Source organism: Hafnia alvei (assembly GCF_034424155.1).
Lineage (GTDB): Bacteria > Pseudomonadota > Gammaproteobacteria > Enterobacterales > Enterobacteriaceae > Hafnia > Hafnia alvei.
Genome location: NZ_CP139992.1, coordinates 2710695 through 2734052, shown reverse-complemented (window position 1 = coordinate 2734052; position 23358 = coordinate 2710695). Strand labels below are relative to the sequence as shown.

The 23358-nt window shown below is 53.1% G+C and carries 25 protein-coding genes; 11 read left to right on the top strand and 14 right to left on the bottom strand.

Going from position 1 to position 23358, the window contains the following annotated elements; genetic code table 11:
- Positions 1-48: 48 nt before the first annotated feature.
- Positions 49-729 carry a flagellar basal body P-ring formation chaperone FlgA gene (gene flgA, locus U0008_RS12910; protein WP_043493775.1) on the bottom strand — a complete coding sequence of 227 codons (681 nt, stop codon included), beginning with the start codon at positions 727-729 and terminating at the stop codon, positions 49-51.
- A 227-nt stretch (positions 730-956) separates the two neighbouring features.
- On the opposite strand from flgA, the gene flgB reads away from it, so the two are divergent.
- The 11 genes from flgB to flgL all read left to right on the top strand — a co-directional run bounded on the left by flgB (position 957) and on the right by flgL (position 11393).
- Positions 957-1370 carry a flagellar basal body rod protein FlgB gene (flgB, locus tag U0008_RS12905; RefSeq protein ID WP_025802296.1) on the top strand — a complete coding sequence of 138 codons (414 nt, stop codon included), beginning with the start codon at positions 957-959 and terminating at the stop codon, positions 1368-1370.
- Between the two features lie 5 nt (positions 1371-1375).
- Complete coding sequence (gene flgC, locus U0008_RS12900) at positions 1376-1780, top strand: flagellar basal body rod protein FlgC (RefSeq protein ID WP_025802294.1); 405 nt, start codon at positions 1376-1378, stop codon at positions 1778-1780.
- Positions 1781-1791: 11 nt separating this feature from the next.
- Positions 1792-2493, top strand: a complete 702-nt coding sequence (gene flgD, locus U0008_RS12895; protein ID WP_025802292.1) for a flagellar hook assembly protein FlgD — start codon at positions 1792-1794, stop codon at positions 2491-2493.
- Between the two features lie 53 nt (positions 2494-2546).
- Positions 2547-3803 (top strand): flagellar hook protein FlgE, encoded by a 1257-nt coding sequence (gene flgE, locus U0008_RS12890; protein ID WP_025802290.1) that lies wholly within the window; start codon positions 2547-2549, stop codon positions 3801-3803.
- Between the two features lie 68 nt (positions 3804-3871).
- Positions 3872-4627 (top strand): flagellar basal body rod protein FlgF, encoded by a 756-nt coding sequence (locus U0008_RS12885; protein ID WP_025802288.1) that lies wholly within the window; start codon positions 3872-3874, stop codon positions 4625-4627.
- Between the two features lie 39 nt (positions 4628-4666).
- Positions 4667-5449 carry a flagellar basal-body rod protein FlgG gene (flgG, locus tag U0008_RS12880; protein WP_004092136.1) on the top strand — a complete coding sequence of 261 codons (783 nt, stop codon included), beginning with the start codon at positions 4667-4669 and terminating at the stop codon, positions 5447-5449.
- 14 nt (positions 5450-5463) lie between these two features.
- Entirely contained in the window at positions 5464-6267 is an 804-nt protein-coding gene (gene flgH, locus U0008_RS12875) for a flagellar basal body L-ring protein FlgH (protein WP_025802286.1), read from the top strand.
- 65 nt (positions 6268-6332) lie between these two features.
- A complete protein-coding gene (locus U0008_RS12870; protein WP_043493876.1) occupies positions 6333-7454 on the top strand; it encodes a flagellar basal body P-ring protein FlgI in 1122 nt (373 codons plus the stop codon).
- Positions 7454-8392: a flagellar assembly peptidoglycan hydrolase FlgJ gene (gene flgJ, locus U0008_RS12865; protein ID WP_043493771.1), complete on the top strand. Its 939-nt coding sequence runs from the start codon at positions 7454-7456 to the stop codon at positions 8390-8392. The genes U0008_RS12870 and flgJ overlap by 1 nt, the downstream gene beginning before the upstream one ends.
- Positions 8393-8711: 319 nt before the next feature.
- Complete coding sequence (flgK, locus tag U0008_RS12860; RefSeq protein ID WP_043493769.1) at positions 8712-10397, top strand: flagellar hook-associated protein FlgK; 1686 nt, start codon at positions 8712-8714, stop codon at positions 10395-10397.
- Between the two features lie 15 nt (positions 10398-10412).
- Positions 10413-11393 (top strand): flagellar hook-associated protein FlgL, encoded by a 981-nt coding sequence (flgL, locus tag U0008_RS12855; RefSeq protein WP_025802278.1) that lies wholly within the window; start codon positions 10413-10415, stop codon positions 11391-11393.
- An 85-nt stretch (positions 11394-11478) separates the two neighbouring features.
- Here flgL and fliR read toward each other — a convergent pair whose 3' ends face one another.
- From fliR to fliF, 13 genes are all read right to left on the bottom strand, one after another.
- Positions 11479-12264: a flagellar biosynthetic protein FliR gene (fliR, locus tag U0008_RS12850; RefSeq protein WP_043493767.1), complete on the bottom strand. Its 786-nt coding sequence runs from the start codon at positions 12262-12264 to the stop codon at positions 11479-11481.
- Positions 12265-12272: 8 nt separating this feature from the next.
- Positions 12273-12542, bottom strand: a complete 270-nt coding sequence (gene fliQ / locus U0008_RS12845) for a flagellar biosynthesis protein FliQ (RefSeq protein WP_008813840.1) — start codon at positions 12540-12542, stop codon at positions 12273-12275.
- A gap of 25 nt (positions 12543-12567) precedes the next feature.
- Positions 12568-13314, bottom strand: coding sequence for a flagellar type III secretion system pore protein FliP (fliP, locus tag U0008_RS12840; RefSeq protein WP_043493764.1), 747 nt, complete (start codon positions 13312-13314; stop codon positions 12568-12570).
- Positions 13314-13715: a flagellar biosynthetic protein FliO gene (fliO, locus tag U0008_RS12835; RefSeq protein ID WP_043493762.1), complete on the bottom strand. Its 402-nt coding sequence runs from the start codon at positions 13713-13715 to the stop codon at positions 13314-13316. Before fliO ends, fliP begins: the two co-directional genes overlap by 1 nt.
- Positions 13715-14140 carry a flagellar motor switch protein FliN gene (gene fliN / locus U0008_RS12830; RefSeq protein ID WP_025802268.1) on the bottom strand — a complete coding sequence of 142 codons (426 nt, stop codon included), beginning with the start codon at positions 14138-14140 and terminating at the stop codon, positions 13715-13717. Before fliN ends, fliO begins: the two co-directional genes overlap by 1 nt.
- Positions 14133-15146 carry a flagellar motor switch protein FliM gene (gene fliM / locus U0008_RS12825; RefSeq protein ID WP_025802266.1) on the bottom strand — a complete coding sequence of 338 codons (1014 nt, stop codon included), beginning with the start codon at positions 15144-15146 and terminating at the stop codon, positions 14133-14135. The genes fliN and fliM overlap by 8 nt, the downstream gene beginning before the upstream one ends.
- Before the next feature lie 5 nt (positions 15147-15151).
- Entirely contained in the window at positions 15152-15631 is a 480-nt protein-coding gene (fliL, locus tag U0008_RS12820; RefSeq protein WP_025802264.1) for a flagellar basal body-associated protein FliL, read from the bottom strand.
- 823 nt (positions 15632-16454) lie between these two features.
- Positions 16455-17864 (bottom strand): flagellar hook-length control protein FliK, encoded by a 1410-nt coding sequence (locus U0008_RS12815; protein ID WP_043493759.1) that lies wholly within the window; start codon positions 17862-17864, stop codon positions 16455-16457.
- Positions 17861-18301, bottom strand: coding sequence for a flagellar export protein FliJ (gene fliJ / locus U0008_RS12810; RefSeq protein ID WP_025796734.1), 441 nt, complete (start codon positions 18299-18301; stop codon positions 17861-17863). Before fliJ ends, U0008_RS12815 begins: the two co-directional genes overlap by 4 nt.
- 66 nt (positions 18302-18367) lie before the next feature.
- Positions 18368-19729 (bottom strand): flagellar protein export ATPase FliI, encoded by a 1362-nt coding sequence (fliI, locus tag U0008_RS12805; protein ID WP_025796732.1) that lies wholly within the window; start codon positions 19727-19729, stop codon positions 18368-18370.
- Positions 19726-20487 carry a flagellar assembly protein FliH gene (gene fliH, locus U0008_RS12800; protein WP_043493756.1) on the bottom strand — a complete coding sequence of 254 codons (762 nt, stop codon included), beginning with the start codon at positions 20485-20487 and terminating at the stop codon, positions 19726-19728. Before fliH ends, fliI begins: the two co-directional genes overlap by 4 nt.
- Positions 20480-21472 carry a flagellar motor switch protein FliG gene (gene fliG / locus U0008_RS12795; protein ID WP_025796729.1) on the bottom strand — a complete coding sequence of 331 codons (993 nt, stop codon included), beginning with the start codon at positions 21470-21472 and terminating at the stop codon, positions 20480-20482. Before fliG ends, fliH begins: the two co-directional genes overlap by 8 nt.
- Positions 21469-23184: a flagellar basal-body MS-ring/collar protein FliF gene (gene fliF, locus U0008_RS12790; protein WP_043493754.1), complete on the bottom strand. Its 1716-nt coding sequence runs from the start codon at positions 23182-23184 to the stop codon at positions 21469-21471. Before fliF ends, fliG begins: the two co-directional genes overlap by 4 nt.
- Between the last annotated feature and the right edge of the window lie 174 nt (positions 23185-23358).

Here is a 23358-nt window from a genome sequence, read left to right as displayed (position 1 = left end):
ATTTTTTTTTCAAAAAACGCTAAAAAACGCCGTCGAAGCCTGAAATGATTACATTAACAGCGTTATTGAGCCCTGCTCGGTGGCCTTACCGGTGATAATTTGCCCTGATGCTAGCCGAACCCGAACGCTGTCGGCGATAGCCGCATTGTTGAGTGCTTTCCCTTCGCTGGTGACGTTGAAGCCGTCTCCCTGAGCCAAAATCTGCACCGACTGTCCCGCTTTGATTATCCATGAACGGCGGATCATTGATGCGGTGACCGTTTGGCCTGCGGCTAAATCACGCGTTAATACCGCGCTGTCGAGCTGGCTTATTTCCATAATGCTGCCCGCCGGAAGCTTATCCAAACGTCCCTGCGTCATTTTAAAATCCGCTGGGCTGATATGCTGCCCGCGCGTCAACGGAGATTGAGCAACGGGGTATTCCCCCGTCACTTGAACTTCAACCTGCAAATAGCGTTTATCCTGCGGACATTGGGCAAGCACGCTCACGGTTCCCCAGCGACGTGCAGAAGAGGGCATGGAAAACTGTGGCATTTCACACTTCGGCCATTGTGACTGAGGAGATCGAATATTGACGTTTACCTGCTGATTCACAGCGCTGTATTGCTGGCTAAAAAATTGGTGTAACCCTTCTTCAAGCGCTGATGCCGCCTGAGCGGCTGGCAAGAATCCCCCCCCTAATAGGGCAGCATTCAGGATGAACAGCGGTTTTAATGAGCCAAAACGCATATGGCCTCCGCAGGCGATTATGACGGCATTGGGATAACTTAAGTTCCTTAGTCTAACGTCTTCACCGCAAAATAAAGGCCACAAATAGCGCCGCATTATGCGCTTATTCCTCCCATCGTCTGTATTCACCCGCGTCTATGCTATCCACTCCAAATTGTCATTCTTGACGATCTGCTGGCCCGTTGTATGCGGCGGCAGCACGTCCTAAACCACTTAGCGGAGAAGGTATGCTCGATAAACTGGATGCTGCGTTACGTTTTCAGCAAGAAGCTTTAAACCTACGCGCACAGCGTCAGGAAATCCTGGCTGCCAATATCGCCAATGCTGATACCCCTGGCTTTCAAGCCAGAGATATTGATTTTTCATCACAGCTCACGCGAGCCATTGAACAAGGCCGAGTGAACGGCAGTGGTGTCTCTCTTACCACGACTTCCAGCCGTCATATCCCAGCTCAGAATTTCCAGCCGCCTGAACTGGACATGCTTTACCGCGTGCCCGATCAGCCTTCGCTGGATGGCAATACCGTAGATATGGATCGTGAACGTACAGAGTTCGCTGATAACAGTCTGCGTTACCAAACCGATCTCACCGTTATCAGCGGGCAGATCAAAAGCATGATGTCTGTGTTGCAACAAGGATAACGACCATGTCGATGCTCAACATTTTTAATATTTCCGGTTCGGCGCTAGCGGCTCAGTCGCAGCGTATGAACGTGGCGGCCAGCAACATGGCCAACGCCGACAGCGTAACCGGACCTGACGGCGAGCCATACCGCGCCAAGCAGGTGGTATTTGAAGTTCAGGCTGCGCCAGGGCAGGAAACCGGCGGAGTGAAAGTCTCGCAGCTGGTGGACGATCCGTCGCCAGAGCGTTTGGTGTACCAACCGGGTAATCCGTTAGCCGATGCCAAAGGGTATGTGCGGATGCCTAACGTTGACGTTGTTGGGGAAATGGTGAACTCCATCGCCGCCTCACGCAGCTATCAGGCAAACGTCGAAGTCCTCAACACCACCAAATCGTTAATGATGAAAACATTAACGCTTGGCCAATAACAGGAGGCGCTATGGCAGTTTCTGTCTCGCTTAATGATCCGGTTGATATTTCTAGCGCAACCAACAAAACCAACAGCAGTAACGGGCTAACCAGCCAAAACAGTCAGGACTTAAGCAACAGCTTCCTGACGCTTCTGGTTGCGCAGTTAAAGAATCAGGACCCAACCAATCCGCTACAAAACAATGAGCTGACCAGCCAGCTGGCGCAGATCAACACCGTGAGCGGCATTGAAAAACTCAATACCACGCTGGGTTCTATCTCTGGCCAGATCAATAGCAACCAGTCTTTACAGGCCAGTAGCCTAATTGGTCATGGCGTGATGATCCCAGGCAAAAATATTTTGGCTGGTAAAAACGAAGGCGATACCACCACCAGCACCACTCCGTTTGGGTTTGAGCTGGAAAGTGGTGCGCAAAGCGTTGTGGTTAGCATCAGCGATGCCAACGGCGTGGTGGTTAAACAAATTGATTTGGGCACCCAAACCGCGGGCGTTCACAGCTATACCTGGGATGGTACGCAAACCGACGGCACCAATGTGCCAAACGGTGCTTACACCTTCAGCGTTAGCGCAACCAATCAAGGCCAGCCGATGGTGGTTCAGCCGCTGCACTTTGGCATGGTTAACGGCGTGACCAAAAACGGCAATGGTGCTTTGCTGGAACTCGGTATGGCGGGCACTGCTTCGCTTGATGACGTGCGCCAGATTTTGTAGCACTGACGGATTTATCTAATCGCTTATTTTGACCTTCAGATACAGGACCTCACATGGGATTCAACCAAGCAGTCAGCGGCTTAAACGCCGCCGCCAGTAACCTCGACGTTATTGGCAACAACATCGCTAACTCGCAAACCGTAGGGTTTAAATCTGGCTCGGTAACTTTTGCCGATATGTTCGCAGGCTCAAAAGTGGGTCTAGGCGTAAAAGTCGCCAGCGTACAGCAGGACTTTACCGACGGTATCACCACCACCACCAACCGTGGTTTGGATGTGGCGATCAGCGGCAACGGCTTCTTCCGTATGCAAGATGCCAACGGTGGCGTGTATTACTCGCGTAATGGACAGTTCACCAAAAATCAGGACAACTTCCTGACCAACGCTCAGGGCGTGTTCCTGACCGGCTATCCGGCCGCGGGTTCACCGCCAACCATTCAGCAGGGTGCGCAACCTTCAGCGATTCAGATCCCAACCGGCATGATGCCGGCCAAGGCCAGTACCTCAGGCAACATGAGCATGAACCTGAACTCGGCGCATGAAGCACCGAAGAATACCCCGTTCAAAGTGGACGACGTTGAGTCCTATACCTACGCCACTTCTATCACCACCTACGATTCGCTGGGCAACTCCCACAATATGAATCTCTATTTTGTGAAGGGTGATCCGGTTACCGCAGCCCCAGTACCACCAGCGACAACGGGTAAAACGACGACGCCGTGGACGGTATATAGCGTGGACAGCGCTGCTGCCGCGGGCTCAGCACCGCAGAACGCGGGGCAACTTGTGTTTGACCAAAACGGTACGCTGCAAAATTCTGGCACGCCTTTAGCGCTGAAGATGGCGGCGAACAACGGTGCGCCTGCGCAAGACTTCAACCTGACCTTTACCGGTTCCATGCAGCAAAACACCGGTAAAGACGGCGTGACGGCTAAAAACCAAGACGGCTATGCCGCAGGTGAGATGACCGGCTATCAGATTAACGATGATGGCACTATCACCGGCACCTACTCCAACCAGCAAACTCAGCTTCTTGCCCAGATTGTGATGGCCAACTTTGCCAACCCAGAAGGCTTGCAGTCTGAGGGCAACAACATGTGGAAAGAGAGCGGGACGTCAGGTCAGGCGATTGTGGGGGTGCCGGGCGCAAGCGGCTTGGGTGCATTAACCAGCGGCGCAGTGGAAGCGTCTAACGTCGATCTGAGTAAAGAACTGGTCAACATGATTGTTGCCCAGCGTAACTACCAGTCCAACGCGCAGACCATCAAAACGCAGGATCAGATCCTGCAAACGCTGGTTAACCTGCGTTAATTATCACTTACCCACATCTTCTGGGCGCAGAGGAAACTCGCTGCGCTCAGAGGTAACAGGCAGATGCTATGGATCACGCGATTTATACCGCGATGGGGGCCGCAAGCCAAACCCTCGAACAGCAGTCAATAACCGCCAATAACATGGCGAACGCCAGCACCCCCGGCTTTCGTGCACAGTTGGCAGCGCTACGCGCCGTGCCGGTAGAAGGCGATAGCATTGAAACCCGCACACTGGTCGCGGCGTCAACGCCGATGCACGACATGAGTATGGGCAAGCTGGACTATACCGAACGCCCTCTGGACGTGGCTTTGCAGCAGGATGGCTGGCTGGCGGTGCGTAATGCCGACGGTACGGAAGCTTATACCCGTAACGGTAATTTGCAGATCAACACCGCGGGGCAGTTGACCTCGCAGGGCAATTTGGTGATTGGCGATAACGGCCCAATCGCGATTCCCGATCGCGCTGAAGTCACTATCGCGGCAGACGGCACCATCACCGCGCTCGGCGCGGGCGACCAGCCAAACACCACGACTCAGGTTGGACGCTTGAAGCTGGTGAAAGCCACGGCGCAGGAAGTTCAGCACGGTGACGATGGCCTGTTTCATCTCACGGCTGAGGCACAGCAGCAACGGGGTGCCACGCTGACGCTCGATCCTGAGGTTCGTCTGATGCCCGGCGTGTTGGAAGGAAGCAACGTTAAACCGGTGGATACGATGGTCGATATGATCGCCAACGCCCGTCGTTTTGAAATGCAGATGAAGGTCATTCGCAGCGTGGATGACAACGAACAAAAAGCCAACCAGCTGTTGTCATTGAGTTAATAGCCGCTGCGCGATTGGAATAACTGTAGGAGTGTTTGAATGATCCGTTCACTGTACATCGCAAAAACCGGGCTTGAAGCCCAGCAAACTAACATGGACGTTATCGCCAATAACTTGGCAAACGTCAGCACCAACGGCTTTAAACGCCAACGTGCGGTATTTGAAGATCTGATGTACCAGACGCTGCGCCAGCCGGGAGCACAATCTTCCGAGCAAACCACGCTGCCTTCGGGCTTACAGATTGGTACCGGTGTGCGTCCTGTTGCTACCGAGCGTCTGCATAGCCAAGGCAACCTGTCGCAAACCGACAACAGCCGCGACGTTGCAATCAAAGGCCAAGGCTTCTTCCAAGTACAGCAACCGGACGGCACGCTGGCCTATACCCGTGATGGTTCATTTCAGGTTGACCAAAATGGTCAGTTGGTAACCTCAAGTGGTTTCCAAGTGGTTCCTGCGATCACCATCCCTGCCAACGCCACCAAGCTGACCATCGGCCGTGACGGTATTGTGAGCGTGAATCAGCAAGGTCAAACCGCGACCACGCAGGTTGGACAGCTGACGCTAACCACCTTTATTAACGATGCGGGTTTGGAAAGCGTGGGTGAGAATCTGTACCAAGAAACAGAAAGCTCTGGCGCACCGACCGAAAGCACGCCTGGCCTGAATGGCGCTGGCATGTTGTATCAAGGCTATGTTGAAACCTCTAACGTTAATGTGGCTGAAGAGCTGGTTAACATGATCCAAACTCAGCGCGCCTATGAGATCAACAGTAAAGCCGTGACAACGTCTGACCAGATGCTGCAGCGCTTAACGCAGCTCTAAGGACTGATAGCCGCATGTTTATTGAGACGTCAGACGTACGCTATAACCCCGCCTTACCCCTAATGTCTGGGGACGGTAGGAACGCGATCGGCTCCTTCCCCTGCAAAGGGGGAGGCTGGGAGGGGGTTTCAAGCAAACTTATTATAAGTGCCGCACTGAGTGCGGCTTTACTGCTTTCCGGCTGTGCCTACATTCCTCACGATCAAATCGTGAAGGGAACCACCACGGCCTCACCGGCACCGGCGGCACCCCCCATTGCCAATGGTTCTATCTTCCAAAGCGTGCAGCCGATGAACTACGGCTACCAGCCGCTGTTTGAGGATCGCCGCCCACGCAACGTTGGCGATACGCTCACCATCGCGCTGCAAGAAAACGTCAGCGCCAGCAAAAGCTCTTCGGCGAACGCCAGCCGTAACGGCAAATCCAGCTTCGAAGTGGCGACCACGCCGCGCTATCTGGAAGGGCTGTTTGGCAACGCGCGTGCCGATATGAATATGTCGGGTGACAACCAGTTTGGCGGTAAGGGCGGAGCCAACGCGAACAACACCTTTAACGGCACTATTACCGTGACCGTGGCCGAAGTTTTAGCCAATGGCAACCTGAAAGTGGTGGGCGAAAAACAAATTGCGATTAACCAAGGAACCGAATTTATTCGTTTCTCCGGCGTCGTGAATCCTCGCACCATCAGCGGCAGCAACACCGTGGTTTCCACGCAGGTGGCTGATGCGCGCATCGAATATGTTGGCAGCGGGTATATCAACGAAGCGCAAAACATGGGTTGGTTGCAGCGATTCTTCCTCAACCTTTCACCGTATTAATAAGGTCTGACCCTATGTTGATAAGGAATGGTTTTATAAAGATGAGCTTACTGAAATATGGCTCTATGCGTGCAGCATACCGGACAAAAACGCTATTAGTTGGATTGGTCGTGTGTCTTGGTTTGGTAACACAAAGCGCGAGCGCCGAGCGAATTCGTGATCTCACGACCGTTCAGGGCGTACGTGATAACGCCCTTATCGGCTATGGGTTGGTCGTTGGGTTAGATGGTTCGGGCGACCAAACCATGCAAACTCCGTTTACCACCCAAAGCCTGAACAACATGTTGTCACAGCTGGGGATTACCGTGCCGGCGGGAACCAACATGCAGCTTAAAAACGTGGCTGCGGTGATGGTAACCGCCAAGCTGCCCGCGTTTTCGCGGGCAGGGCAAAACATTGACGTCGTAGTGTCGTCGATGGGTAACGCGAAAAGCCTGCGTGGCGGTACGTTGCTGATGACGCCGATGAAAGGGGTTGATAATCAGGTTTATGCACTTGCACAAGGCAACGTGTTAGTGGGCGGAGCCGGAGCCTCGGCGGGTGGCAGCAGCGTTCAGGTGAATCAGTTAGCGGGCGGGCGTATCACCGGCGGTGCCACCATTGAACGTGAAATTGCCAGCACCTTTGGTAACAGCAATGTCATTAACCTTCAGCTTAATGATGAAGACTTCAGCTTGGCACAACGGATCAGCGATTCAATTAACCGTTTTGGTGGAATGGGTTCGGCCACGCCGCTAGATGCTCGTACCGTGCAGGTTTTGGTGCCGCAGGGCAATAGTAATCAGGTGCGGGTGCTGGCGAATATTCAGAACATTGAAGTGTCTGTCGGCAGCTTTGACGCCAAGGTTATCGTTAACTCGCGTACCGGCTCAGTGGTGATGAACCGTAACGTTGAGCTGGATTCCTGTGCCGTTGCGCAGGGGAATTTATCGGTAGTGGTGGATCGTCAAAACACCGTCAGCCAGCCCAATACGCCGTTTGGCGGTGGGCAAACGGTGGTAACGCCAAATACGCAGATTTCGGTTCAGCAGGGGCAGGGCTCGCTACAGCAGGTTCGCTCTAGCGCCAACCTAAACAGCGTAGTGCGCACATTGAACGCGCTGGGCGCAACTCCTAACGATCTGATGTCCATTTTGCAAGCCATGCAAAGCGCCGGTTGTTTACGTGCCAAATTGGAAATTATCTGATGAATGATAGCTTCTCTCTAGGAAGTGCGGCGTATGACGCGCAGGCGCTAAACCAGCTCAAACGCCATACGGCAGCGGGATCGGAACAAGCGATTCGTGAAACCGCCAAGCAGATGGAAGGGATGTTCGTACAAATGATGCTGAAAAGCATGCGTGCGGCCTTGCCTCAGGATGGGGAGCTAAGCACCGAACAAACTAAGCTGTATACGTCGATGTATGACCAGCAGATTGCGCAGGAGATGTCGGGCAGTTTAGGCATTGCCGATATGCTGGTTCAGCAGCTTTCCGGTAGTAAAACGTCTATTCCAGACAGCGTGGGAAGTACCCCAATGGCGCTGGATGGCGAGACTATCCAAAGTATGCCGGTTCGGGCGCTTGAACAGGTGATGCGTCGAGCGATGCCGCGTATTCCGCAGCATGGCTCACCGATGCCCACCAACAACGGGGAATTTGTCACCCAGTTAAGCGGTGCGGCACGGGTCGCTAGCCAGCAAAGCGGGATTCCGCATCAGCTGATTGTGGCACAGGCTGCGCTGGAATCCGGTTGGGGACAGCGTGAAATTCCTACGCCGGATGGCTCGCGCAGCTACAACCTGTTTGGTATCAAAGCAGGGAAAAGCTGGGACGGCCCAACCACGGAGATCGCCACCACGGAATATGAAAACGGAGCGGCACACAAAGTGAAGGCCAAGTTCCGTGTTTATGGTTCTTATCTGGAAGCGATCAGCGATTACGTTCAACTGATTACCAATAATCCACGCTATGCCAACGTCGCCAATGCCAATACGCCAGAGCAGGCTGCGCACGCTTTACAGAAAGCGGGCTACGCCACTGACCCGAACTACGCCAGCAAACTGGTGCAGGTGATAGGGCAGATTAAAAATGCGGGTGCGCAGGCGGTGAAGGCCTATACCACGGATTTGGAGAAGTTGTTTTAGGGCAGCCCCCACCCTAACCCTCCCCCTGACAGGGGAGGGAACCGAACGGAGTTGCATCAAAGCTCGATGCGTTCTTCCTCAAGGAGAGCCGCTGGAGTCGCATGAAATCTCGATATGCTCCTCCCCCTGACAAGGGGGTGGTTGGGAGGGGGTATTTCATTTCAACATCGAAAGCCTGAGAGAGAAAAAACGGCAAAATAAGTTCGCTTTGAGCCACAGTTTCTCCTCAAGTTTACCTCCACCCCGCCGATAACAACTTCAACAACAAGAGCCTTGCCGCGTGATGACGTGAGGCTTTTTAAAGTTTAAAGGAACCCGAATGGCTAACTTAATCAACAGCGCAATGAGTGGACTAAGCGCCGCACAGACCGCGCTGAGCGTCGCGAGTAATAACTTGAGCAATGTTTACACCCAAGGCTATAACCGCCAAACCGTCAGCTTTGCACAAAGCGGCGGAACCAGCACGCCAACGGGCTTTATCGGCAACGGGGTTAACGTAAGCGGTATTAACCGCGAATATAACTCTTTTATCGTTAACCAACTGCGCCAAGGACAGAGTGATTACGCCTCGACCACCGCGTATTACCAGCAGGTATCGCAAATCGATAACCTCTTGGCAGACAGCAACAACAGTCTGTCGGCGAATATGCAGGATTTCTTCTCCAACCTGCAAAATTTAGTCAGCAACCCTAGCGATCCGGCAGCACGCCAAACCGTATTAGCTAAGGCTAACGGCTTGGTGAATCAGTTTAAAACCACAGATGAATATCTGAAGAATCTTGAGAGCAACGCGAATCTGACCGTCAGTAACAGCGTTGAACAGATCAATAATTACACCAAACAGATTGCCAGCCTTAACGATCAAATCTCACGCCTTACCGGCGCAAGCGGTGGCAACGCACCAAACGATCTTCTCGACCTGCGCGATCAGATGGCCACCGAGCTGAATCAGATTGCGAATGTAGAAATCACCATGCAAGAGGGCTCAATGAGCGTCTCGTTTGCCGGTGGTTTATCGCTGGTACAGGGTGGAACTAGCTACAAGCTAGAAGCTATCCCTTCGAGCGCCAACCCTCAGCGTCTGACGGTTGGCTATAATCGCGGGTCAGGAGCGGCCAGCGAAGTGCCTGAAGGCCGCATCACCGGCGGTAGTCTGAGCGGCATATTGCAGTTCCGCAGCGGCGCGCTGGATAACGCGCGCAACCAGCTTGGGCAGATCGCGCTTTCTATGGCCGACAGCTTTAATAAAGTTCAGCAAGCCGGTGTCGATCTCAATGGCGATCTCACGAGCAACGAGCCGTTCTTCACCATTGGTCAGCCTTCTTCTTACGCTAACAGCAATAATAGCCAAGCGGCGGGCGCATCTATTTCGGCCACCTACACGGACGTTAGCCAAACGAAGGCAACAGATTACCGTTTGGAATATGACAAAGATGGCAAGTGGCAGATAACGCGCCTTTCCGACAACAGCAAAATCACCAACCTTACGCCTGATGCGAATGGCAAATTGAAGTTTGATGGTTTAGAAGTCACGGTTGCGCCAGCAGCAGCGAAGAACGATAGCTTCACGCTGAAAACCACCTCAAGCGCGGTACAAGGTTTTGGCGTGGCGATTACCGACGCGGCCAAAATCGGTGCGGGTACTCCGAAGTACGATGCAGGCGGCAACTTGGTGATTGATTCCACCGGTAAAGGTGATAACACCAACGCCCAGAAAATGTTGGATCTGCAAAAAGCGCAGACCGTGGGGGGCAAATCCACCTTCAACGAAGCCTATGCAGGGTTAGTGGGCACTGTTGGTAACCAAACTAACAGTGCGAAAGTGGATAGCACCGCACAGGGCAACGTAGTGAAACAGTTGGCTCTACAACAGCAGTCGGTTTCAGGTGTAAATCTTGATGAAGAGTACGGCAATCTGATGCGTTTCCAGCAGTATTATCAGGCAAATGCTCAGGTTATTCAGACGGCGACGACGCTATTTAGCGCTCTGCTTAATATTCGATAAGAAGGATGTTATTCCATGCGTCTTAGCACCAGCATGATGTACCAACAGAATATGGGTGGTATCACCGATGCACAGTCTGAATGGCAGCGCGTTGGCCAGCAGCTCTCAAGCGGTAAGCGAGTGATCAACCCTTCAGACGATCCGCTAGCGGCATCGCAACTGGTTGGTTTGAAGCAGTCTCAGGCTCAAAACGACCAGTATACGATGGCGCGCGGCTATGCGCGTCAAGGCGTATCGCTGGAAGAGAGCGTGTTGCAGCAGGTGACTTCCTCCCTGCAAGATGCCACGCCGGTACTCGTCGATGGCGCGTCTTCAGGCAGCAAAAGTGATGATGACCGCGCTTCTATCGCCAAACAGTTGGAAGGTATTCGCGATCAGCTACTGAATCTGGCCAACAGCACCGACGGCAATGGCCGCTACGTGTTTGCCGGTTTCAAAAATGATACTGCGCCTTTCACGAAAGTGACCGATCCGGCGACCGGCAGCGTGACCGTAACCTATAAGGGCGGTGATACAGCTGTGACGCAAAAAGTTGATGCGGCGCGCGATATGACCATCAGCCACACCGGTTCCGATGTGTTCCAACAAGCATCCAGCAATCCGGTAAAAGAGCCCGATGGTTCCGTGAATAGCGATATCTTTAGCACTTTGCAAAAGGCGATTGATGCGCTGAAAACCCCGATTGCAGGCGCGGATGAAACGGTGAAAAAGGGCGTAAGTGATGCGCTTGACTCCGCCAACCGCGGTCTGCGTAACAGTTTGAATAACGTCTCACAGGTACGCGCTGAGCTTGGGACTAACCTGAAAGAACTGGATTCTCTGGATGCGGTAGGCAGCGAACGTGCCATGACTTACACCAGCCGAATCAGCCAAACACAGGACGTTGATTGGTATCAGGCCATTTCAGACTACAGCCTGCGTCAGGTGTCTCTACAAGCATCTTATAAAGCGTTTACGGATATGCAGGGGATGTCTCTGTTCCAGATGATTCGCTAATCTCCGTCATACGCTATGTAAACAAAAAGCCCCGCTAGCAATAGCGGGGCTTTTTTATGCAAGCGAGTTACGCGGAGCGGTGAAATCACAACCCCTGCATGCCGCCGATCACTTGGGTTAAACGCTCGAAAATCTCGCTGAAGAGATGTTCACTGAAGGGCACCAGCATCGGCATCATCAGGCTAAGCGAAAGCATACCGATGGTGAGCGTGAGGGGAAAACCCACCACGAAAATAGAGAGCTGTGGCGTCATGCGATTGAGCAGCCCCAGCGCGGTATTAAGTGACAATAACAAGGTAATAAGGGGAAGCGCCAGCATCAGCCCATTAATGAAAATCAGGCTACCGGCCTGAGCAAGCATCAAAAAACCGTTGCCGTTAAGCGGTTGCTCGCTGATGGGCAGGGTTTGAAAACTGTCTGCCAGAATAGAAATCATCCACAGATGACCGTTAAAACTAAGAAATAACAACATGGTCAGCAGGTTAAGCAAACGCGCCAAAATCGGCATGTTGGGGCCACCAGAAGGGTCAAAAAAGGTGGCAAATGAAAGTCCCATTTGCAGACCAATCACTTCGCCCGCGAGGCGAACGGCGGCAAAAGCAAACTGCATGGTTAAGCCAAGTGCGGCGCCAATCAAGATTTGCTGGGTAACCAGCCATAGGCCGCTAATGCTAACCACTGGCGTTGGATTACTGCCTAAATTAGGCACTAGCAGAAAAGTAATCGCCATCGCCAAGCCAACCTTGGTCTTTTTACTGATGGCTTTTTCACTCAGCAGCGGTGCGGTGCTGATTAAAGCCAGCATACGTACAAACGGCCAGAAATACTGACCCAGCCATAAGGCCAGTTGGGAAGTGTCAAATGAGATCATCGCCCGCGTTAGCCGATGATGGAGGGAATGCTGGTGAAAAGGGTGCGCATGTAATCCAGCAAAAGGCTGAGCATCCACGGACCCGCAATGACCATGGTCGCGAACACGGCCAGAATTTTAGGGATAAACGACAGCGTCATTTCGTTAATCTGGGTGGCGGCCTGTAGCAAACTGATCACCAAACCACTGATTAACGCAGCTAACAGCAACGGTGTCGCCAAGGCCAATCCCACTTTCATCGCCTGATAACCGAGCGCCATTACGGATTCTGGAGTCATATTTTTTACTCAGTGAGTGAGGCGGTTAACTGTAAAAACTCTGCGCCAGCGAGCCCAATAACAACTGCCAACCATCGACTAAGACAAACAGCATTAATTTGAACGGCAGCGAAATGGTGGCAGGTGGAACCATCATCATCCCGAGCGCCATCAACACGCTGGCAACCACCAGGTCGATAATCAAAAAGGGAATGAAAATGGTGAAGCCAATTTGGAAGGCCGTTTTTAACTCGCTGGTGACGTAAGCGGGCAGCAGGATACGCATCGGTACGTCTTCTGGGCCTGACATCTGCGGCAGATTAGCTAATTTGGCGTACAGCGCCAGATCGGTTTCTCGAGTTTGGCGCAGCATGAATTCGCGCAGCGGCTGGGCACCGCGATCCATGGCGACGTCCATGGTGATTTTGTCTTGGCTAAAAGGCTGATAAGCGTCTTGATAAATTTTATCAAACACCGGTGACATCACGAAAAAGGTGAGAAACAGCGCCAGCCCTAGCATAACCTGATTGGGTGGCGCAGACGGTGTGCCTAATGCGCTGCGTAATAATCCCAACACGATGATGATGCGGGTAAAGCTGGTCATCATCAGCAATGCGGCGGGCAAAAACGTTAAAGAGGTGAGGAAAACCAGCGTTTGAACCGGCAACGACCAGTTTTGTCCGCCGTTTGCCAGCGGCTGTGAAACAATGCCGGGCAGTTGCGCCAGCGCCAATGGGCTAGCCAGAAGTAATATTATGGCGCCAAGGCCAAGGATTAAACGCTGAGTGCGCATTAAGACTTATCTCCGCGCTTACCAAATTGTTGCTGTATCACCTGCTTGAAAATCTGGCTGAAGTCCTGTTTTTTCTCAACGGGTTCATCTTCAGCAAGGGGAGCGGTGAAAGTATGCAGATGGGTGACGTTCTGACTGGTTACACCGAGCACCAAGCATTGATTGTCCACTTCAACCACCACCACGCGCTCACGTGCGCCGAGCGAACAGCTGGCACGCACGTTAAGCATGCTATTGCGGCTGTTTTTAGGCGCAAAGCCTAAGCGTTTAACCAGCCAGCCGATAATTAAAATCAGCAGCAGTATGGCACCCAGCGTGCTGCCAACCTGTGTCAGTACGCTGCCCGTTGGCACCGCGGGTGCCGCAGGCGCGCTGGTGGATGTTGAAGTAGCGGGGATCATTAGCGGCTCAGACGACGCATGCGTTCAGATGGCGTAATGATGTCGGTGATACGGACGCCAAACTTATCGGCAACCACCACCACTTCACCTTGGGCAATCAGATAACCGTTAATCAGAATATCCAACGGTTCGCCGGCCAGACCGTCAAGCGCAACCACCGAACCCTGCGACAAACGCAGCAGCTCTTTGATCGTCATCTTGGTACGACCTAATTCCACCGTCAGTTTGACCGGAATATCTAAAATCAAATCAATATCGTGCAGATTGCCGGCTAACGGTGATGGATTATCAAGATTTTGGAAAATCTCATCCGCAGCATTTCCCGCCGAGGTATTTTCGGTGGTTTGCTGTTCGTTCATCGCTTCCGCCCACAGGTCGGCGGCGTCGTCATGACCTTCGGCAGACGGCTTGTTGACGTCACTCATTGGGCTGATCCTCGCTCAGAGCATTTAAAATAGGGTTGATTAATCGTTCTACGCGCAGTGCATATTGGCCATTTTGGCTGCCGTATTGGCAGGTTAAAACGGGAACGCCATCCACATTGGCGATAAGTTTTTCAGGTTTTTCAATGGGTAATACATCGCCAGGCTGAAGCTTAAGCACTTCGGACAGGCGTAAAGGAATATCAACAAAGTTGGCGACGAGCTCTAGTTCAGAGTGCTGAACCTGTTTGCTGAGCGTATCGCGCCAGTGCTGATCTTCTTGCTTAGAGTTCTCTAACGGTGGGTTAACCAGCAGCTCGCGCAGCGGCTCAATCATCGAGAAAGGAATACAAATATTAAATTCGCCGCTCAGCGCACCCACTTCAATCGTGAAAGGCGTTGTGACCACGATATCGTTCGGTGAAGTGGTGATGTTGGTGAATTTCACCTGAATTTCAGATCGAACGTATTCCACTTCCAGTTTGTAAATGGCGCTCCACGCATCGCGATAGGCATCCAGCGCCAAGCGCAGCATGCGTTTAATCACGCGTTGTTCGGTATGGGTGAACTCACGTCCATCGACTTTAGTTGGGAAGCGACCGTCGCCACCAAACAGGTTATCCACCGCCATAAACACTAAGCTTGGCGCAAATACCATGAGCGCGGTGCCGCGTAACGGATTGAGGTGAATAAGGTTGAGGTTGGTTGGCACCGGAAGGTTACGGGCGAACTCATGATAGGGCTGAATTTTAACCGCACCGACCGTGATATCAGGGCTACGGCGCAGCAGGTTAAATAGCCCCATACGAAACTGACGGGCAAAGCGCTCGTTGATGATTTCCAGTGCTTGCAGACGTTCACGTACCACCCGACGCTGAGTGGTCGGGTCGTAGGGGCGAACGTCGCTTTCGCTGCCCGCGAGCGGAATTTCGTTGTCAGGCTTTCCATTGTCGCTATCGCCGTTCAGCAACGCGTCAATTTCGGCCTGTGACAGAATGCTATCAGACATAGTGATTACCGCAGGATAAAGGCTGTAAACAACACGTCGCTAACGATCTGCTTTGGCTGACCGGGAGCAATTGGCGGCATGAGCACGGCTTTAATATCAGTCATTAACTGAGTTTTACCGTGTTCACTGGCCAGCGTGGCGGCGTGTTGGCGCGAAAGCAGCATCAATAAACGGCTGCGCATTTCAGGCAGATAATCGTTCATACGTTTACGCGTGGCTTCATCGGGTAAACGCAGGGTTAAACCGATATAAAGCACACGATCGGCATCTTCACCGTCGCTGATCAGGTTAACGGTGAAGGTATCGAGAGGCATAAATACCGGCATCGGCGGTGGAACCGGTTTGCTTTCGGCGAGGGATTCTTGATGCTGATAGTATTTCCAGCCATAAAAACCGCCACCAGCACCCGCAGCAATAAGAATTAACAGTATCCATACCCACTTGGCACGCCGCTTAGTGTTCTTGGGGAGTGTGGTTTCAGACATAAGGGGATGATTCCTGTTACGGTGCGAAGAAGCGCACATGAATTTTACTTGTGCTGTCTATTATCCTTGGCTCGCGGGTGTTCAATGGGGGGAATAGAGGGTGAAAATGGGGTTAATTGCGGTGGATGGCTAATGCCTTGGGCAGTTGTTGTGCAATCTTGGGTATTAGCTCGGCGGTGGGGATGAGGGAGTGTGGTGTAAGATTTCGGCCAGCTGTTCTCTGTGCGATATGGTGTAAGGTTTCGACCGCCTATCAATAACTGTTTTCATATGTAGCCCAATCGAAGGCGTCCGATGAGAGCCCCGTTGCGCGGGGGCTCTCAACTCGCGCGCTTTTATCCGAGATGCCATCTCCGCGCCGGGTCGGCATGCGCCATCCTTGGCGCCTCCTCCCCTAACGCTAACATCCTGTTAGCGTTGCTCTTTCTCCCAATACTTAAACTAAAAAACAGATAAAGTTTTTGTCTGTTATCTTTTGGGTTTGACCTTTTCCGGCACGTTGTTTTTCTGCCGAGGAGAGGAATGAAGGCTAGGATTCGCCGACAGGGACGTCGGCGAAAGAACGGAGGAGCCAGGATGGCGATTGCCGTTCGTTCCGTTAAAGCCGGAATGACGAGATGAGGGAACCTGCGAAGCAGGCTGAAAAACGGTGCCAAGCCGGGATGCAAGGCGGCGGCGATTGAGCCGCCTTGCTCGGACGCGGGCACCATATTAAAGAGTAACTCGGAGCTTAAAAGCGTACGAAATCTTACATCGCAACCACATGTAAGCTAAACGAACGAAACCTTACCCCACAACTCCACTCAATCTAATGAAATGAAATTTAAACACTGATATCCACTCCCCCAACTCTCACCGACTTAGCCGAAACGCTGGCCGTAACGATCCTATCGTCATTATTCCCATCCACACTAAATCCGCCGGAAGTGGCTTGTCGGTCGGAGGCGTTTTGCTGGCTGCCGTTCCACTGCGGTTGGGCTTCGCTGCCCACGCTGCTTTGCCCTAGCTGAATACCGCTGTCCGCCAATGCGGTGCGCAGTTGGGGAAGGGCAGCTTCCAGCGCTGCGCGCACCTGGCTGTGACCCGATGCCATGTGCAGCTGCGCTTGGTTATCATCGATGCGTAAGCTGATTTGCAGCGATCCTAAATCCTGTGGATGCAGGCGCAGTTCGGCGCTGTGTTGACCGCTGCGATTAAACATGAGGATCTGCTGACTCAATGCCTGCTGCCATTCACTGCTGCCTAACTGAGCATTCAGCACCGGCGTTGGCATCGGCGCGGCAGGAACCGCGGTTGCTTGTGGGGTAACTACTGGGCTACTCACCGCAATATTGTGCATCGCTTGGCTTAGCGTATGCGCTGGCTGCTGCGAAAGATTGAGATCGTTGCGCGGCAGGCGAGCATCCTCCATTTGAGGGGCCAGTTTTAGCGGGATCTCGGTGGTGTTTAGCGGTGTGGCGCTGGTTTCAACGCTAGATTTAAGTGCTGATGGATCACTCTTTTTACCCGGCACCGTGGCTAACGAGAGATCCCATGGTTGGGCGTCCACGTCCGCGTCGGCGGTTGGCTTATCGGATTTTAATAATGTTCCAAGATCTAGCTTGGCATCTTTTTTGTCGTCACCCGTAAGCAAATTCATAAGGGGGGCTGCGCGATCGGATGTGACTGCATTCAACGCCACGTTGATTTCAGGGCCGTTTGCGGTGTCAGACGCGGCAACTTTTGGCAAAGCATCGGGCAGCATAGCAAACAGGGCGCTGATGGCGGCTTGTCCCGCTTGTTCGGTGCCTTTGTCTGTTATTGTCTCCGTCAACGCAGGCGGGTGATCGCCTTTGCCAGCCGGTTTTATCTCTGCGAGAGAGGCACCGAGCGATGCCAGCAATTTCTGCTGCTGTTTAGGGTCTAGCGATGCTAGCAATTTCTGCTGCTGTTTAGGATCTAGCGATGCTAATTGATCGACTAGTTTTTGGGCATCTTTACCCTTAGCGGACTGATTTTGTAATGCTTTGGTCAGCGCTGCTTGCAACGTTTTAAGGTCTGTTTTTTCGGCCAAACCTGAAGTCGTTTTATTGGCTTTAGCTTGTGGTACCCGATTCTCTTTGCTCGGTGAGTGTGCCTGAGACAGCACGTCAGAGAAAGGCGCAGCCGCTTTCTTCGATGATTTGGCCGACGAGGCACTCGCATTGGTTGCTGTAGGATTTGTTATCGCAGCAGCAAGCAGTGGGGACGTCATGATTTTTCTCTCCTCATGGCGGCACGCTGGGCGTACTCATCCATCCGTTTTTGATCTTGTTTATTGAGCTGCATTTTTAGCTGATGCTCTTGGCGCTCGTGGAGCGTACAAAAAGCATTCAGGCGTTGCTGTTTTTCCTGCCAGCAACGCGTGGCGGTCGCGAGCCTGATATTGCACTGGTTTAACTGTAGGCGATGTTGGTCAATCGCCTGATCCAGTGTGCGAATAAACTGCTGATAGTTTCGCCAGCTAGATGCATCCATTCCGCCGCTCATCCCCTGATTGAGACGCTGACGGTACTCATCTTGATAATTGAGCAGCATAGTTAGCTGCTGTTCTGCATGTAAAAACGCTTGCTGCGACTTGCCTAGTGCGGTGGTGGCATCATCAACATCTTGCTGTGCAAGGTCACGTAGCGTGCCCATCGGTGAAGACATTTTTACCTCCTATCTCTGCGTGTGCGCTGAACTTATCCAGCGTACAGAGATGCCTATTGAGTACCCCTATGCGGGGAACAAAGCCTGAAGACTTGAGCAGGCATCGGCATAGCCGCTGCGCTCGAAGATCCCTTGTTGCAAAAACGCTTCCAAATGCGGATAAAGTGTAATGGCCTGATCCAATAGCGGATCGGAGCCCTTGGCATAAGCGCCCACGCTGATGAGATCGCGGTTGCGCTGATAGCTCGAAAGTAGCTGTTTGAAGCGTCTGACACGGGCGTAGTGGTCATCGCTGATAAGCGACGTCATCGCGCGGCTGATCGACGCTTCAATATCAATTGCCGGATAGTGTCCCGCTTCGGCTAGGCGGCGTGACAGAACGATGTGTCCATCCAAAATAGCGCGCGCCGAGTCGGCGATAGGGTCTTGCTGATCGTCACCCTCGGTGAGTACCGTATAAAACGCGGTGATCGAACCGCCACCGTGAGTACCATTACCCGCACGTTCAACCAGCGCCGGTAGTTTGGCAAATACCGACGGTGGATAACCTTTGGTCGCTGGCGGTTCACCGATAGCCAGTGCAATTTCACGCTGCGCCATGGCATAGCGGGTGAGGGAATCCATGATCAGCAATACATGCTGGCCGCGATCGCGAAAGTCTTCCGCAATGCGCGTGGCGTAAGAGGCCCCTTGCATACGCAACAGGGGAGAGACATCGGCCGGTGCGGCGATAACTACCGAACGTTTACGTCCTTCGTCGCCTAAAATATTCTCGATAAAGTCTTTAACTTCACGGCCACGTTCACCAATCAACCCCACGACGATGACATCGGCCTGTGTATAACGCGCCATCATGCCGAGCAGCACGCTTTTACCCACGCCGGAACCGGCAAAAAGCCCCATACGCTGTCCACGTCCCACGGTCAGCAGGGCATTAATGGCACGAACGCCAACGTCGAGCACGTCAACGATCGGCGTGCGCTGCAAAGGGTTAAAAGGCAGCGTGGTGAGCCCGCCGAGATCGGCCTCTTCCGGTGGAGGAAGTCCATCAAGGGGCTTTGCGCCGCCGTCGAGCACGCGTCCTAGTAACATGGGGCCAAGCGGAAGCTGTTTACCACCGGACTGTAAACCACCGCTTTGGGAGCAAACTCGCGCTCCAGGCACAATGCCATCAACTTCTTCTAACGGCATGAGAAACAGCTGCTGCCCATTAAAGCCAACGACTTCAGCTTCAACCTGCTGAATTTTCACGCCGTCATAGCGCTCAATCAGGCACGTTGCGCCGATAGGCAGCTGTAAACCACTGGCCTCGAGAACTAACCCCGTCGCTCGGGTTAAACGACCGTAGCGCCGCGCAGGTGGGATCTGCGGGATGCGCTTTTCAAAGGCATCTAAGGTGCCTAGCCACGTGTTGAGGCGTTGAGTCATAGTGGCAACTCCGGAGCCGCCAGTTTGCATAATTCTTGCCAACGGGTGGCGATGCTGGCGTCAAGTTCACCGCCCTCGGCGCTGATTTTGCAGCCGCCGCGGTGTAGCTGGGTATCGGCAAGTAAACGCCAGCCCTGCTGTTCTAACTGTACGCCGAGCTGTTGCTGAATAATCGGCAAATCTTGCGGATTCACCCGCAGCTGTAAATTGCCGCTAAACAGCGGTTCTTGATTGATCAGATGCTGAATTTGTTGCAGCACCGCGCTGGCATCGCACACCGGCGACTGACCGATGATTTGCTTGGCGGCGGTCAGCGCCATTTGCATCAGACGTGCGGCAATCACATTGTCCATGGCCTGTAATGAATGCTGGAACTCTTGAGCAAGCTGTCGCCAATGGTCGAGTACGGGTTGTTGCTCAGTTTGCGCCTGCTGCAATCCCTGAGAACGACCTTCGTTGAGGCCTTGTTGAAAGCCTGCATCGTAGCCCTGTTTTTCGCCTTGCTGTAATCCGTGCTGGTAACCCTGCATTTGAGCATTTTCACGTAGCTGTTCTAACTCAGCCTGCGCAATGGTTGCGGGGGTAGACTCCGCAGCAGGAGGCAGAGGCTCCATTTTAAACGCGGGCATTTTAGGCTTACGCGGCGCTGAAAAATCACGCATCTCCCAGCGCTGCCATTGCTGATTGGTTTCTTCAATGGTGGCTTTGGGGAATACCGCTTTGCGGAATCCATCTTTCGGGTTAGGAGGATTAGACATAAGCATCCTCGCCGCCGCCGATCACCACTTCGCCGCTTTCCGCCAATCGGCGAACGATCAACAGAATCGCTTTCTGTTCGCTTTCGACCAGCGATAGACGAACTGGCCCACGCGTGGAGAGATCGTCGCGCAGAATATCGGCTGCACGCTGCGACATATTGCGCATAAATTTCTCGCGCAGCGCTTCGTCGGCACCTTTGAGGGCGATGAGCAGAGATTCGGACTCCACTTCCTGCAAGATGCGCTGAATGCTGCGATCGTCGACGTCGACCAGGTTTTCGAACAGGAACATTTCGTCGATAATTTTTTGCGCCAGTTCACCGTCGTAGATACGCATGGCTTCAATAACAGACTCTTCCTGCTGGGTTTTCATTAGGTTGATGATCTCTGCCGCCGTGCGGATACCGCCCATTTTGCTGCGCTTGAGGTTTTGACCATCTAACAAACCGTTTAGTACTTCGGTCAGTTCTTGTAGTGCCGTCGGCTGAACGCCACCGAAGGTTGCGATACGCAGTACCACGTCGTTGCGCTGGCGTTCGTCAAACTGAGCCAGAATATCAGCGGCCTGAGCGCGTTTCAGATGCACTAAAATAGTGGCGATAATCTGCGGATGTTCATCGCGAATAATATCGGCTGCGGCCTGAGGTTCCATAAAGTTGAGCGTTTCGATGCCGCTGGCGGTCTCGCGCGACTCCAGAATGTCTTCCAACAGGCTAGAAGCACGCTCTTCACCTAACGCTTTAACCAATACTGAACGCAGATAGTCGCTGGCGTTGACGCTGAGCGCTTCGTACTGCTCAGCTTCGTCTTGAAACTCGTTGAGCACTTCGCCTAACTGCTGGTGAGAAACCTGACTCATGGTCGCCATCGTGGTGCTGAGATGCTGCACCTCGCGGGTAGAGAGGTGCTTGAACACCTCTGCCGCGCGGTCTTCACCGATGGTCATCAATAAAATGGCGCTTTTTTCAGTTGGGGTCATGGTCATTGCTCGTTACTCATCCATTGGCGAATGACCAGCGCAACCACGCGAGGGTCTTGCTCAGCCATATCACGGACACGCTGTGCCTGCTGTTCAGCCGTGGCACGTTGCTGTGTTTTACGACGATTCTGCACTTCTTCATTGCTTGGTTTAGCCGGTTGAACCGGCGTGGTGACAATTGGCGTAGGCTCAACTCGGCGAGCAGGCTGCGCGTTAGCCAGCTGTTTGTTCAACAGCGGTTTCACCAGTTTGCGCCACAGAATGAAGGCCACAATCAGTACCAACAGGTAGCGCCCGATCGTCATTAGCAGATCAAAGAAGCTTGCTTGTTGCCAGAATGGAACCGCATTGTTGTCTTCAACATCGGCGGTAAACGGCGTATTGACCACGTTTAACGTATCGCCGCGCGTTGCGGAGAAGCCCATGGCTTCGCGAACCAGCGAAGTGACCTGCTCAATTTGCTGTGGCGTTAACGGAATGCTTTTACCGCTAGCGTTGGTGCCATAGTTAACGACGACGGCTACGGACAGGCGATCGATGTTGCCCGCTTTTTGCTGGGTGTGACGAATCGTCCGATCCACTTCATAGTTGATGGTTTCATCACGGCGTGCATTGGATGCGGAGCTACTCCGGCGACCGTTGGTGTCAATGGTGGAGGCAGGGCGCTGGGCGTTCGCCGCATTGGCATTTGCGCCAGCCTGCGGAGGATTCGTGATATTCCCCGTCGGAGGTGGGGCAGGCTGATTGGTTAATGCACCAGGAACGCCGCCAGAGAGTTGACCGCCGGACTGAGAGCTGTCGCTCAGCTGTTGGCTGCGAACCGCAGCCTGATTAGTGCCCTGATTCGGTTTGTACTCTTCGTCGGTCTGTTCACGAACCGCGTTATCAATTTGCGCGGTAACCTGCGCATGCACGTTGCCGTTGCCGACCATCGGCTGCAAGATAGCCTCGATGCGGCGCTGAATTCGGCTTTCGACCTCGTTCGCGTATTTCAACTGCGTGGCGTTGAGATCGCGGCCAGTACCGTCTGACTGAGTCAGCAAGTGTCCGCCTTGATCGACCACGGTGACATTCCCCGCGGGTAAGCCTGCAACGCTGCTGGAGACCATATAGACAATGGCGTTGATTTGTCCTTCATCTAAAGCGCGGCCTGGTTGCAGATTTAAGGTAACGGATGCTGAAGGCTGCTTTTGTTCTCGAACAAAGAGTGAAGGTTTCGGTAATGCTAAATGAACGCGCGCTGTCTGAACGGGGCCTAATGTTTCGATGGTGCGAGAAAGTTCGCCTTCCAGCGCGCGCTGATAGTTGATTTGCTCACTGAACTGGCTGATGCCGAATTTTTCTTGATCCAGAAGCTCAAATCCAACGGCTCCTCCTTTCGGCAGGCCTTGCTGCGCGAGGCGTAGACGAGTCTCGTGAACTTTTTCCGCCGGGATTAACAGCGCAGTGCCATTATCCGTGAAGCGATAGGGAATGTTCATCTGGGTGAGTTGGGTGACAATAGCACCGCCGTCCCGATCGCTGATGTTGCTATAAAGAACCCGATAATCAGGCGATTTAGCCCACAGAGCCAGTACTGCAATAACGGCGATAGCAATCGCACCGGCAATGAGCAGTGGAATTTTGGGGTTAGCACGCAGACGATTCACTATGCTAGCGAAACCGCCATCCCCGCTTTTTGCTGTGGTGCCAGCGCTACCGTTGGCTGAAGCGTTCATGTGCTTACCTTGTCTTTCAGTTGGGCCGAGAAAGAATCTCGGAATAAATTGATGTCTTGCAAAACGAACTCCCTGACGCGCTATCAGCGAAATGTATTCAATCAGAGCCTTTTCTTGGAAGGTCTGCGGCTTACAAAAGTAGGCAGGGTATTATTCTGCGTAGAGAGGGAATTT

What these genes read in the sequence shown, in the direction of transcription:
- fliM (WP_025802266.1), bottom strand. Translation starts at nt 15,146, where the DNA reads ATGTCTGATAGCATTCTGTCACAGGCCGAAATTGACGCGTTGCTGAAC.
- fliI (WP_025796732.1), bottom strand. Translation starts at nt 19,729, where the DNA reads ATGACTCAACGCCTCAACACGTGGCTAGGCACCTTAGATGCCTTTGAA.
- flgC (WP_025802294.1), top strand. Translation starts at nt 1,376, where the DNA reads ATGTCGATGCTCAACATTTTTAATATTTCCGGTTCGGCGCTAGCGGCT.
- fliL (WP_025802264.1), bottom strand. Translation starts at nt 15,631, where the DNA reads ATGTCTGAAACCACACTCCCCAAGAACACTAAGCGGCGTGCCAAGTGG.
- fliG (WP_025796729.1), bottom strand. Translation starts at nt 21,472, where the DNA reads ATGACCATGACCCCAACTGAAAAAAGCGCCATTTTATTGATGACCATC.
- fliF (WP_043493754.1), bottom strand. Translation starts at nt 23,184, where the DNA reads ATGAACGCTTCAGCCAACGGTAGCGCTGGCACCACAGCAAAAAGCGGG.
- flgE (WP_025802290.1), top strand. Translation starts at nt 2,547, where the DNA reads ATGGGATTCAACCAAGCAGTCAGCGGCTTAAACGCCGCCGCCAGTAAC.
- U0008_RS12885 (WP_025802288.1), top strand. Translation starts at nt 3,872, where the DNA reads ATGGATCACGCGATTTATACCGCGATGGGGGCCGCAAGCCAAACCCTC.
- U0008_RS12870 (WP_043493876.1), top strand. Translation starts at nt 6,333, where the DNA reads ATGCGTGCAGCATACCGGACAAAAACGCTATTAGTTGGATTGGTCGTG.
- flgB (WP_025802296.1), top strand. Translation starts at nt 957, where the DNA reads ATGCTCGATAAACTGGATGCTGCGTTACGTTTTCAGCAAGAAGCTTTA.
- flgH (WP_025802286.1), top strand. Translation starts at nt 5,464, where the DNA reads ATGTTTATTGAGACGTCAGACGTACGCTATAACCCCGCCTTACCCCTA.
- fliJ (WP_025796734.1), bottom strand. Translation starts at nt 18,301, where the DNA reads ATGTCTTCACCGATGGGCACGCTACGTGACCTTGCACAGCAAGATGTT.
- flgK (WP_043493769.1), top strand. Translation starts at nt 8,712, where the DNA reads ATGGCTAACTTAATCAACAGCGCAATGAGTGGACTAAGCGCCGCACAG.
- fliP (WP_043493764.1), bottom strand. Translation starts at nt 13,314, where the DNA reads ATGCGCACTCAGCGTTTAATCCTTGGCCTTGGCGCCATAATATTACTT.
- flgD (WP_025802292.1), top strand. Translation starts at nt 1,792, where the DNA reads ATGGCAGTTTCTGTCTCGCTTAATGATCCGGTTGATATTTCTAGCGCA.
- fliN (WP_025802268.1), bottom strand. Translation starts at nt 14,140, where the DNA reads ATGAGTGACGTCAACAAGCCGTCTGCCGAAGGTCATGACGACGCCGCC.
- fliO (WP_043493762.1), bottom strand. Translation starts at nt 13,715, where the DNA reads ATGATCCCCGCTACTTCAACATCCACCAGCGCGCCTGCGGCACCCGCG.
- flgL (WP_025802278.1), top strand. Translation starts at nt 10,413, where the DNA reads ATGCGTCTTAGCACCAGCATGATGTACCAACAGAATATGGGTGGTATC.
- flgJ (WP_043493771.1), top strand. Translation starts at nt 7,454, where the DNA reads ATGAATGATAGCTTCTCTCTAGGAAGTGCGGCGTATGACGCGCAGGCG.
- fliQ (WP_008813840.1), bottom strand. Translation starts at nt 12,542, where the DNA reads ATGACTCCAGAATCCGTAATGGCGCTCGGTTATCAGGCGATGAAAGTG.
- flgG (WP_004092136.1), top strand. Translation starts at nt 4,667, where the DNA reads ATGATCCGTTCACTGTACATCGCAAAAACCGGGCTTGAAGCCCAGCAA.
- fliH (WP_043493756.1), bottom strand. Translation starts at nt 20,487, where the DNA reads ATGTCTAATCCTCCTAACCCGAAAGATGGATTCCGCAAAGCGGTATTC.
- U0008_RS12815 (WP_043493759.1), bottom strand. Translation starts at nt 17,864, where the DNA reads ATGACGTCCCCACTGCTTGCTGCTGCGATAACAAATCCTACAGCAACC.
- fliR (WP_043493767.1), bottom strand. Translation starts at nt 12,264, where the DNA reads ATGATCTCATTTGACACTTCCCAACTGGCCTTATGGCTGGGTCAGTAT.
- flgA (WP_043493775.1), bottom strand. Translation starts at nt 729, where the DNA reads ATGCGTTTTGGCTCATTAAAACCGCTGTTCATCCTGAATGCTGCCCTA.